The organism is Halomonas sp. 3D7M (assembly GCF_014897885.1).
Classification (GTDB): domain Bacteria; phylum Pseudomonadota; class Gammaproteobacteria; order Pseudomonadales; family Halomonadaceae; genus Vreelandella.
Window position 1 is genome coordinate 14,257 of the sequence record NZ_JABUZF010000168.1, and the last position, 9,623, is coordinate 23,879.

At 52.7% G+C, this 9,623-nt stretch carries 10 protein-coding genes; 8 read left to right on the plus strand and 2 right to left on the minus strand.

What is annotated here, in order from left to right; all coding sequences use genetic code 11:
* The 4 genes from INT22_RS20520 to INT22_RS08380 form a co-directional block, all read left to right on the plus strand.
* Positions 1 to 635: PQQ-dependent sugar dehydrogenase (locus tag INT22_RS20520; RefSeq protein WP_226912530.1), on the plus strand; the 635-nt coding region annotated here is incomplete at its 5' end.
* Positions 636 to 764: 129 nt separating this feature from the next.
* Positions 765 to 2,210 (plus strand): sensor histidine kinase, encoded by a 1,446-nt coding sequence (locus INT22_RS08370; RefSeq protein WP_193060714.1) that lies wholly within the window; start codon positions 765 to 767, stop codon positions 2,208 to 2,210.
* Positions 2,211 to 2,221: 11 nt separating this feature from the next.
* Positions 2,222 to 3,622 (plus strand): sigma-54-dependent transcriptional regulator, encoded by a 1,401-nt coding sequence (locus INT22_RS08375; protein ID WP_193060713.1) that lies wholly within the window; start codon positions 2,222 to 2,224, stop codon positions 3,620 to 3,622.
* A 399-nt stretch (positions 3,623 to 4,021) separates the two neighbouring features.
* Positions 4,022 to 5,143, plus strand: coding sequence for an IS5 family transposase (locus INT22_RS08380; RefSeq protein WP_193068055.1), 1,122 nt, complete (start codon positions 4,022 to 4,024; stop codon positions 5,141 to 5,143).
* Between the two features lie 205 nt (positions 5,144 to 5,348).
* On the opposite strand, the gene INT22_RS08385 is transcribed toward INT22_RS08380, so the two are convergent.
* Positions 5,349 to 5,825: a Dps family protein gene (locus tag INT22_RS08385; RefSeq protein WP_009724882.1), complete on the minus strand. Its 477-nt coding sequence runs from the start codon at positions 5,823 to 5,825 to the stop codon at positions 5,349 to 5,351.
* Positions 5,826 to 6,107: 282 nt separating this feature from the next.
* Entirely contained in the window at positions 6,108 to 7,238 is a 1,131-nt protein-coding gene (locus INT22_RS08390; RefSeq protein ID WP_193061877.1) for a glycerate kinase, read from the minus strand.
* 134 nt (positions 7,239 to 7,372) lie between these two features.
* Here INT22_RS08390 and INT22_RS08395 point away from each other — a divergent pair, with 134 nt between their 5' ends.
* The 4 genes from INT22_RS08395 to INT22_RS08410 all read left to right on the plus strand — a co-directional run.
* Positions 7,373 to 7,951 carry a hypothetical protein gene (locus INT22_RS08395; RefSeq protein WP_193061878.1) on the plus strand — a complete coding sequence of 193 codons (579 nt, stop codon included), beginning with the start codon at positions 7,373 to 7,375 and terminating at the stop codon, positions 7,949 to 7,951.
* Positions 7,948 to 8,322, plus strand: coding sequence for a hypothetical protein (locus tag INT22_RS08400; RefSeq protein ID WP_193061879.1), 375 nt, complete (start codon positions 7,948 to 7,950; stop codon positions 8,320 to 8,322). Before INT22_RS08395 ends, INT22_RS08400 begins: the two co-directional genes overlap by 4 nt.
* Positions 8,319 to 9,014, plus strand: coding sequence for a DUF1007 family protein (locus tag INT22_RS08405; protein WP_442311456.1), 696 nt, complete (start codon positions 8,319 to 8,321; stop codon positions 9,012 to 9,014). Before INT22_RS08400 ends, INT22_RS08405 begins: the two co-directional genes overlap by 4 nt.
* A 59-nt stretch (positions 9,015 to 9,073) precedes the next feature.
* Positions 9,074 to 9,623: nickel/cobalt transporter (locus INT22_RS08410; protein WP_446718937.1), on the plus strand; the 550-nt coding region annotated here is incomplete at its 3' end.

The window sequence follows — 9,623 nt, forward strand, 5'->3', positions numbered from 1 at the left end:
CACTATTAATGAGTATTGGAGACCGCGGCGCTAACCCATCCCGAGCCCAAGCAAGCGATGATCATGCAGGCTCCACGCTGCGCCTAACGGATACGGGCGGTGTTCCTGACGATAACCCTTTCGTGGGCGCCGATAGCACCTTGGATGAAATTTACTCCACGGGCAATCGCAACATTCAAGGGTTGACGGTACTTAGCAATGGTGAACCCTGGGCGACCGAACATGGCCCGCGCACAGGCGATGAGCTTAATCACATCAAAGCAGGCAGTAATTATGGCTGGCCAGAGGTTAGCCTGGGAAATGATTATCGGACTAATGAGCCGATTGGCGTCGAATCGAAGCCCGGCATGGTCGACTCGGTTTACCGCTTTGAAGGCCGTTTTGCGCCTTCGGGTCTTACCGAAGTCACCAGCAGCGCGTTTGGTGACTGGCAGGGGCAGCTATTAGCTGGCGGTTTAGCCAGCGAAACATTACTGCGTCTGCAATTGGAAAACGGCAACGTGGTGGATGAAGAGGTTATTCTTGACGGCCACATTGGCCGCATTCGCGATGTGCGCCAAGGTCCCAACGACGCCATTTATTTGCTAACCGATGGTGATCAGGGCAGCCTTTACCGTTTGCAGGTGGTTAATTAACCCACACTAACGTTATCTAAACCGCGACTCTTTATACTGCCTATTGATACTGTCTATTTATTTATACTGTTTATGCACGCTGCCAATGCTGTTCACTGCTGAACAGCCGGTACTCATCACGGATACCTGATGCGACTACGTAATTTAATTATTTTGACGGTCATCGTGCCACTGTTTGTCATTCTAGTGGTTTTTAGCCTAGTGGCTATCAAGTCGCTAGAAGATAACGTGCGCTCCAAGCTGCAAACCGAAGTTGAGATTATCACCCGTGCACTGGGCACATCACTGAGTTACGCCGTCACTCGTGATAGCGACACCCCACTAGGAGAAGCGTTGCAATCCGCTTTTTCCTTCCACCGTATCTATGGTGCTTATGTGTTCGACACCCAAGGCCGGGAAGTTTATGGCCTTGGTCTGGGCAAGGACCTGTTTTCGCCGGATGAAATTCAGCAGGTTATCAAACAAGATGATCTGTACAGCAATTACCGCCAGCAGGAAGGCTGGACGTACTACTCAGCATTGATTCCGCTGCGGGCGCAAAACGGCATGGTGAAAGGTGTTCTGCAAGTAAACCGACTTAACACCGGCATCGAAAACTACACGGGTTTTATCAGCATTGTGGCAGTTCTGGTGTTCGTGATCGGAGCGGCCGGTATTGTTTTTAGCATTTGGTGGGGCTTTAGGCACTATATAGAACGACCGCTCAACCGTCTTTTGCACGTGATGTTACTTGTGGAAGATGGCGACCGCAGCCAACGGGCTACGGTAGATGGTCCGACGGAATATCGCCGCTTAGCATCAGGCTTGAACGGCATGCTAGATGCCATGGCAGAAAAAGATCGCGATATTGATGCCCGTCGGCAGCGCGAAATCGAATTAGAAAAGCGCCTGCGCAAATCTAAAAAGCTGGCGGAGTTAGGCGTTTTGGCGGCCGGTGTCGCCCATGAAATTGGCGCGCCATTAACCGTCATCAATGGCCAAGCCCAGCGCTTAGCCCGCAGGGACACCATTGGCGATGACGAACGTGCACGATTAGGCCGTATCCGAGGCGAAGTCGAAAGAATTGTTCAAATTGTCCGCCAATTAATGGAGCTAGGCCGACAACATAACGTAGAGAAAGACACGCAAGCGTTGGATCAGCTTATTCTGAGTGCCAGTGAGTTAGTGGAAGAGGAGCTGGAGCCACGAAATATTCACTTGGATATTGATCTTCCCTCACCTACCCCCCATCTATTGGTCAATGGGCAGCAAATTGTGCAAGTACTCACCAATCTATTACGCAACGCAGCGCAAGCACCAGACGTTAGCTGTATACGCCTTAGCGCCAAGCAATACACTGAAGAGTTAACGCTCTGGGTGGAAGATGACGGGCCGGGCATTCCAGCATCGCATCATCAGCAAGTATTTGATCCTTTCTTTACAACCAAACCGGTGGGCCAAGGCAGTGGCTTAGGGCTCTCCATGGTGCATCGCATTATTAACGACCACGGCGGGACGATTGGCGTATTTGATAGCGGCCTTGGCGGCGCTGGATTCGAGATTACGCTCCCCCTTAGTGAAACCGCATCCGCTTGAGGAAAACGTTTGTGACCCATCAGGAACACCTTTTACCTTTATTGGTAGTGGAAGATGACGCCGCTATACGTGAGTTATTAGAAGAAGAGCTCAACGACGCGGGCTATGACACGCTAGGCGTTCCCAGTGCCGAAGACGCCTTGGCGCTACTAAGCCATACAGCTGTGGCGATGATGATTACGGATGTACGTCTTCCAGGAATGACCGGCATTCAGCTACTTCAGCAACTGCGTCAAAGCGGCAGCGAGCTGGGCATTATTGTCATCACTGCCTTTGGCACCATTGACCAAGCCGTCGAGGCGCTAAAGCTGGGTGCCGACGACTTTCTAACTAAACCATTGGATTTAGATGCCATTCGCGAGGCAGTCTTCCGTGTCCTAGAGCGCCAGCGCTTGTCTCTCTCCCACGATACTGAGTTGAGCCAGTTTCACGGCATTATCGGAAAAAGCTCAGCAATGCAGTCTCTGTTTCATGATGCATCTCGGCTGGCTAAAAGCGATGCGCCTATTTTGATTCTGGGCGAAAGCGGTACCGGTAAAGAGCTATTAGCTCGCGCTATCCATCAAGAAAGCAAACGCCACGAAGCACCCTTTGTGCCTGTTAACTGTGCCAGCATTCCTGCTGATCTAATGGAAAGTGAATTTTTTGGCCATGTAAAAGGGGCATTCACCGGGGCTAACGAAGCGCGCCGGGGTCTGTTTCATAGCGCTCAAGGCGGCAGCCTGTTTTTGGATGAGATTGGCGAAATGCCGGTTAATCTTCAAGCCAAACTGCTGCGCGCGCTACAAGAAAAGACGGTACGACCCGTTGGCGGCGAGCGTGAGGAGCCGGTAGATGTTCGCATCATTGCCGCAACCCATCGCAATCTTGAAAAAGAGATCGAACAAGAGAACTTTCGCAGTGACTTGTTCTATCGCCTTGAGACGTTCTCTCTGCGCATTCCTCCACTGCGTGAGCGTGGCACCGATATAGAGCATCTTGTATTTGCATTAATCGACAAACACGCCGAAGCGCAAAGTAAGCAGATTGAACAAATCGAGCCCGAAGCGCTAAATAGCCTGTTGAACTACACCTACCCCGGCAACGTACGCGAGCTGGAAAACGCCATTATGCGAGCCGTAACGCTGAGCGAAGAAGGCATACTGCAGCACCAAGATTTGCCAGAGCGTTTACGCGAACAGGCTAGCCAACATAACGGCTCGGAAATAACGCCGACACTTACTGGTGAAGTGTTACCTGGCACTCAAGTGCCAGCACCTGCACCTACCCGCTGGCCCAGCCTCGAAGAAGTAGAAAAGCGCTACATACGCAAAGTGTTAGAGGCCACCGGCGGCAATAAACGGCGTACGGCTGAAGTGCTGGGTATTGCTCGACGAACGCTTTATCGTCGTTTGGAAGATAACGAGGAATAAATTAACGCAAATTGCCGGCCACTAACCAGTGAGACCGGCTATCTGTGTATATGCCGACAGGCTATACACCACATGCCAAACATGGGGCACACGCTGGATTAATGCCAGTCATTTAAGGCTGACTGGCATTACCCCCTAGCTCCATATGGCAAAGCGGCCATCTCCCAAAGCGTGCACCGCGCGTCATTTCCGAGTCACCACACCGTCATTTCCGAGCCACCACACCGTCATTCCCGAGTCACCGCACCGTCATTCCCGAGTGGGGTTATCGGGAATCCACCTTGACCTTGGCCTGCAGCAGCCCGAAACCCCAGCCCAACATGGATTCCCGCTAAGAGGGTGTTTACATAAAGAGCTATAATGATCGTTGTTACTAACTCTGAATCTGGAACAGCTATCATGGTACGCCGCAAGAAGGTTCAGCCTGAGCACTATCCGATCCTGTGTGAGATTGTCACCGACAAACCGATGGCAACGCTCGTTGAAATTCGCGATTCGTTTACTGCCAAGACCGGTATCTCATTGTATATAGAAACCTTAAGGATGGCGCTTAAGGAGGCGGGCATTACCCGGCATAAGGGAGTTCCCGAAAAATCTGGTGATCAACGTGATCAGCCACCCGAGGTAGAATCACCTCCTCGTTACGGCTATCAGGATCGTCACCGACAGCAGGCACCAGAACAGCGCTACCCAAGCTGCCTGACCGATGCAGAATGGGCATTGATTGCCGATATCTTCGATACCGATGGTCATCGTGGCAAGCCGCCTAGTTACCCCCGACGCTTACTGGTCGATGCTTGCTGTTATGTGGTCCGTAGTGGTTGTTCGTGGCGGATGTTGCCTCAAGACTTTCCACCTTGGCAAAACGTGTACCGTACCTTTCGGCGCTGGAGCGAGCAGGGCAAATTTGAGCAAATGAACGACCGATTGCGCGCTCAATGGCGAGAGCGCGAAGGGCGTGACAAGATGCCAAGCGCTGCTGTACTTGACGCCCAATCAACACGACATTCTCCCCAAGGTGGGGTCAGCGGCTATGATGCTGGCAAGAAGGTCAAAGGCCGGAAACGACACGTTCTTGTTGATACGCTAGGCCTTGTGTTGGCGGTGAGTGTGACGGCAGCAAGTGTGCAAGACCGAGATGGGGCGCACCCTGTTATGGCCAATGGAATCGAAAAGTATTCTGGGATATCAACAGTTTTTGTTGATAGTGGTTATGCAGGACGCTGTGCGCAGACGATCAACCAGCAGCATGGTGTTGAGGTAGAGGTCGTGCGTCATCCTGGCAATACTAATGTTGGCTGGTGGAAGACGCCCAACCAGCAAGACCTTTTCACGAAGCAACCGGATGCCAAGGGATTTACTATCCTGCCGAAAAGATGGGTCGTAGAGCGTACCCATGCATGGATCGAAAAGGCACGCCGACTGGTAATGCACCATGATCGAAGTATTCAGGTATCCGAAGCTTGGGTGTGGCTGGCGGCAAGCCGACAATTACTCAACCGATTAACTCACCCGTCCTGATATTTAGTAAACACCCTCTAAGGGCATGCGGGAATGACGAAGTGGTAGGGTCTGCGGGAATGACGAGGGCGACTCGGAGGGCTGGGGTCGAGTCATCGTCAGGCACTTATTAAACAATGCCAGTCAGCCTTAACTGACTGGTATTACCGTTAATTGGTGCCGTTTTCGATAGTGCCTCCCTCCCGTCAGCGAGGTAAGCCTCGTATTATTTGCTCAGGTAAGCGTTGAGCATCCATACGGTTTTTTCCTGCTCGCGAATATAGTCGCCGGCTTGTGCTGCGGTACCTTCATCGTCAGCGTCCGACGCAATTGCCAGCAATTCCCGCTGTAATTCAATCAGTGTTTGATAACCTGTGAGTACGCCTTTCACGCAGGTTTGACCATCATGAACGTCTTTATCTTCTTCAATGCGCGAAATCTTCACATAGTCGCTATACGCATGAATAGGCTTGTGGCCTAACGTCAAAATACGCTCTGCCACTTCATCTACTTTGGTAAGTAAGTCGGTATAAAACTCTTCAAATTTTGCGTGTAGCTCAAAGAAGTCGCTACCTCGAACGTTCCAGTGGTAGCCACGAACGTTCATATAGAAAATCTGATAATTGGCCAGCAGGTGATTAAGTTTCTCGGCGAGTTGGCTTGCGCTGCCTTCGTGTAAGCCAATGCTATTTGTATCACTCATGTAGTGCTCCTCCATGGTTGCAACCGCTCTGAAAACAGTACGGTCATCAAATCGTTCGATTTAGCTTAAGACGCTTAGCAAGCGTTGCAAAACAAGTTTTTTGCATCGCGGCAATAGCGTCATACCATTACCTTGGCGGTGAGCTGGCGACGGCTGACTCATCGCTTACGCAACATAGTACAGGTCTGATATACCGTCGAATGTATGCCTAATAAAAGAGATGTAGGCGCCTAGGGTGTTTTTCAAGGGGCATATTTTTCACGCGTTGGCTGGCTGACCCGTTTATCGAGCGAGCCAAAGCCTTGCAATGCTCTCACAGCGGTCAGCGAGTAGCTCTGCGGTGCGTGGTAAAGCATCTTCAAGTGTCATCGGGCCGTCGGCAAGGGCAAACGCAGCGGTAACGCCTTCTTCTAGGCAGGCCTGCCACCCTTCACCCAGGCTACCGGCCAGTACGATGACCGGCTTGCCGTGGCGTTTGGCGGTACGGGAAACGCCAATAGGCGTTTTACCCGAAAGGCTTTGGCCATCTAGGCGACCTTCTCCGGTAATCACTACGTCAATATCAGGAAGCAGGCTGGGTAGCTTGGCCTGCTGCATCATTATCTCAATGCCGGGCGTGAGGGTGGCGTTCAGAAAGCTGCGAGCGGCAAACCCCATACCACCCGCAGCCCCCGCGCCGGCTAATTCTTTTTCATCGCGACCCAGCACCTGGGCGCTTAGCTCGGCAAAGTGGCCAATAGCGCGATCAAGCGTGGCAATATCGTCAGGTGATGCGCCTTTTTGTGGACCAAAAACAGCGCTCGCCCCACGTGATCCTAGTAGCGGGTTATCTACATCCACGGCGGCTTCAACTTCTAAGCTGTTTAAACGAGGGTCTAGCGTGGAAAGGTCTAGCGTTGCAAGCTGCTGGAGTGCTGCGCCACCGGGGGGGAGCGAGTTACCGTGCTTATCTAATAACTTGGCTCCCAGTGCTTGGAGCATGCCTGCGCCTGCGTCGTTGGTGGCACTGCCACCTAAAAAAAGCAGCGCCTTCGTGGCACCAGCATCAAGCGCCGCATGAAATAACTCCCCGACGCCGTAAGTGGTGGTATGTAGGGCATTACGTTGTTGAGGGGATAGATGCTGCAGCCCACTGGCTTCTGCTAGTTCGATAAACGCGGTACGCTGCTCGCTAAGCCAGCCCCAGGATGCTTGACGCGGCCGCCCCAAGGCATCTTGTACCGTAAGTTGACGTCGCTCGGCATGGGTGGCGGCAATCAGCGCATCCAAGCTGCCTTCGCCGCCGTCAGCAAGCGGACAAAGGTGGATCGTGGCGGTTGGCGCAGCCCGCTGAATACCATCGGCCATGGCGCTTGCTGCTTGTTCAGCGCTAAGCGCATCTTTAAAACTATCGGGGCAAAGCAGAACATTCATCGCACAACCTCCCTAACGCGTTGTCATAATTGTTTATCGTGGTTTTTTATCATTTATCTTAATGAATGGCTGCTGGCGAGCTTAGCGCGGCGTTCGATGACACACCAGCCGCATCTGAGGCGAGAGGATCACCCATGAAGGCAATACTACCGATTAGCATGACGTGCTTATTGATACTGACAGGCTGCCAAGCAGTGCCAGAGCGTCTTCCTCAAGCAGAGCCAGCGCCTTCTGCAGCCTGCTACTTTCCCTCTGGGCCGTCTGGCCAAACGGCATCGCCATTGGAGGTGGTGACGCAAAGTATTGACGTATTGGAAGCATGGGGGTTTGAGCTTGAAGCGACCGACACCGATTTAGGTTTGGTGACCGCTAGTCGACAGCGAGATTTGATTGGCTACTACGACCCTTATGATAACGACTTTGGGTATGGGCGAAACATGCGGGTATTTGGTGGCTTTGGTTTGGGGCGTGGTGGTTCCAGCATTGGTCTGGGGATTGGTAGTGGATTTGGAGGCGGTTTCCGCCATCAACCTGTTGAAATAGAGCGGGTGTCGCTACTGGCACGCGATGGTCATATTCGGCTTTCCCGAGATATTCGGCGCTTTGACCACTTAGGGGATCTGCGTGAATCTTACAGCGCTAGCAATGATGATTTTTGTCAACGTTTCCAAACTGCGTTTGAGCAAACGGTAGCTACCCCGAGGGCGTTATGAAATCACTACGTAAGCACTTTTTAACGGCCACCGCAGTTCTCATGATCATTATGCTGGCAGGCTGTGCCTCTACGCAGCCACTAGAGCCGCGAGAACTACGTTACAACGCTTCCCCAGAGCAAACGTTCCGCGAAGCCATTGAGTTAATGATGGAGCAAGGCTATGTCGTTCGGCACGCTGATTTAGCGCTAGGGCGCGCAGATGCAACGTTAGCCCGTTGGCCAGAGTATCGCTTGCAACTGCAGGTAAGTGAGGTGCCTGGTGGCAGCCGTGTCAGCCTGTCGGCGTTGCGTGGGAATCAGCCGCTGCCACCGTATGTATTAGATCCCTGGCTGGTTGAGCTGCAACATAAATTAGGAGAGTTGCCGTGACAGGCGTATTCCCCCTGCTAGGTAACTCACTGAATAAACTCCGCAGTTACTGGGTAGTGCTGGCAATAGGCGTTTGTAGCACGCTAAACAGTAGCCTTGTGTTGGCCCACCCCCATGGATGGATTGATCTCAGCGTGAGGGTGATAACAAACGATGAGGGGGTCGCAACAGGGCTTCATCAAACATGGCGAATGGACCCCTTTTACAGTTTGGTGGTGTTCGAAGAGTTACAGCAGGTTCAAGGCAGCAACTTGCAAGAGGGACTTGACCAGCTAGGCAGCGACATCCGCGATAACCTGTCGCAGCAGCACTACTTTACGGAGGTTCGTGTGAATGGCGAACCGCAAGCGCTGGGTGAAGTGTCTGAATACACGGCGTTGGAGCGCAATGGTCGCTTAACCTTTATGTTTGTTCTGCCGTTAGCAACGCCTCAGCCATTGGCCGGGCGAATACTGGAGTATCAGGTCTTTGACCCAACCTACTATATCGAAGTGGTGCACGAAGAAGAGGACGGGGCACCCTCTGAGCAGGCGCTGATTCTCTATGGTGAGCCCGACTGCCGTTTAAGCGTGCTACCTGCTGACCCTGATCCCGAGCTCGTTATGCAAGCAGCGCTGTTAGATGTGGATGAAACGGGAGAGTCAGGATTGGGCCGCCATTTTGCAGAAACGGGGCGGATTGAATGCGACTAGCGGAAAACCTGGAAGGTCGTGTATAAAGTGTTACTTTATAACTTTCCGGCGGAGGGGCAATGCCTTTAACGCGGCAACAACTGTTATGGGGAGCGCTTACCGTGTCGGGGGCGCTGCTGTTGGTCTTCATCGTACAGGCTAATTTGCAGGGGGTAAGCCTTCAATTGCTGGCTTGGCAGCGAGATTTACATCGCACCCTGACGCTTGCTATTACCGAACTCTCTCGTACGCCTTCTAGCAACACTTGGCTAACGCTGCTAGGGGTAAGTTTTGCTTATGGCGTTTTTCATGCCGCGGGGCCTGGGCATGGCAAAGCGGTATTAGCGACGTATTTAGCGTCTCACGGTGGGGCCACCCGTCGCGCCTTGGGGCTCTCTTTTGCGGCAGCTCTGCTGCAGGGGGGAACGGCGATTGCCATGGTGGCAGTGCTCGTACATGGGCTAGGCTGGGTGACCCGTCAGGCGATGGGCAGCGTGGTTTGGGTAGAGCAAGCCAGCTTTATATTAGTGGCACTGTTAGGTGGTTGGTTATGCTGGCGGGCGATAAAACAATTGCGTCACGCTTACTCAGTCCGCGCTAGTGATGCTGCTGGCCACAGCCACAGCCACA